Annotated in this window: 1 protein-coding gene; it reads left to right on the forward strand. The window is 69.4% G+C overall.

What is annotated here, in order from left to right:
* Positions 1 to 170: 170 nt before the first annotated feature.
* Positions 171 to 1109 carry an AurF N-oxygenase family protein gene (locus tag AOK15_RS39915; protein WP_055523999.1) on the forward strand — a complete coding sequence of 313 codons (939 nt, stop codon included), beginning with the start codon at positions 171 to 173 and terminating at the stop codon, positions 1107 to 1109.
* The last annotated feature ends 187 nt before the right edge of the window (positions 1110 to 1296 follow it).

Genomic DNA, 1296 nt, shown 5'->3' on the forward strand with positions numbered 1-1296 from the left:
GCGCGCCGTCCGGGGCGACCGGGGCCGCCGACGCCGCGCGGACCCCACCGGTAGACGTGTCGTCAACAAGTCCCGCACAGGGGATTGACGCCCTTGCTGACAAGTAGTCTCATAAGCGATGACCGCCGGTAACTGACCGAAAATCCCCGTACGACGAGGTGGGAACAGCCATGACGACGGTGACCTCGGTGTCCGAGGCGGAGGTGCTCCGTGACGCCCTCGGCCTGCTCAAGGACCGTGAGCAGGTGGCCGAGCGCCTGCTCGCCTCCTCGGCGAAGCACTCCTTCGACCCGGACAAGGAGCTGGACTGGGACGCGCCCTTCGAGCCGGGGAAGTGGTTCTGGCCGCCCGAGCTGGTGTCGCTGTACGGGACGCCGATGTGGCGGCGGATGTCGGAGGAGCAGCGGATCGCCCTGTCCCAGCACGAGGCGGCCGCGCTGGCCTCGCTCGGCATCTGGTTCGAGATCATCCTCATGCAGTTGCTCGTACGACACATCTACGACAAGGCGGCGACCAGCGCGCATGTGCGCTACGCGCTGACCGAGATCGAGGACGAGTGCCGGCACTCGAAGATGTTCGCCCGGCTGATCAGCAAGGGGGACACCCCGTACTACCCGGTGAGCCGGCTGCACCAGAACCTGGGGCGGGTCTTCAAGACGATCTCCACGACCCCCGGATCCTTCACCGCGACCCTCCTGGGCGAGGAGATCCTCGACTGGATGCAGCGGCTGACGTTCCCTGACGAGAGGGTCCAGCCGCTCGTCCGCGGGGTGACCCGGATCCATGTGGTCGAGGAGGCCCGGCACGTGCGGTACGCCCGCGAGGAGCTGCGCCGGCAGATGGTGACGGCACCCCGGCTGTCCCGCAGCTTCACGCGGGTCACCTCCGGTGAGTTCGCCCGGGTCTTCTCCGTGGCGTTCATCAATCCCGACGTCTACACGAACGTCGGCCTCGACCAGCGCGAGGCGCTCGCGCAGGTCCGCGCGAGCGCGCACCGGCGGGACATCATGCAGACGGGGGCGCGCCGGCTGACGGACTTCCTGGACGACATCGGGGTGCTGCGGGGGGTGGGGCGCCGGATGTGGAAGTCCTCGGGGCTGCTGGGGTAAGGGGTCCGTCCGGGCGCCTGACAGCTCGGGGGTACGCGGTTCGTCGGCGGGTGCGGGTGCGTCGTGGTTTCTCGCGCAGTTCCCCGCGCCCCTGAAAAGCGGCCGGGGCTGCGCCCCGTGCTTTTCAGGATGAAGGGCGGGCCGCAGGCCCGTTCCCTTCAGGGGCGCGGGGCGGTGACACATGCGG

Source organism: Streptomyces ossamyceticus, from assembly GCF_001418475.1.
Lineage (GTDB): Bacteria > Actinomycetota > Actinomycetes > Streptomycetales > Streptomycetaceae > Streptomyces > Streptomyces ossamyceticus.

Coding starts and splice junctions, on each gene's coding strand:
- AOK15_RS39915 (WP_055523999.1), top strand. CDS start 171: ATGACGACGGTGACCTCGGTGTCCGAGGCGGAGGTGCTCCGTGACGCC.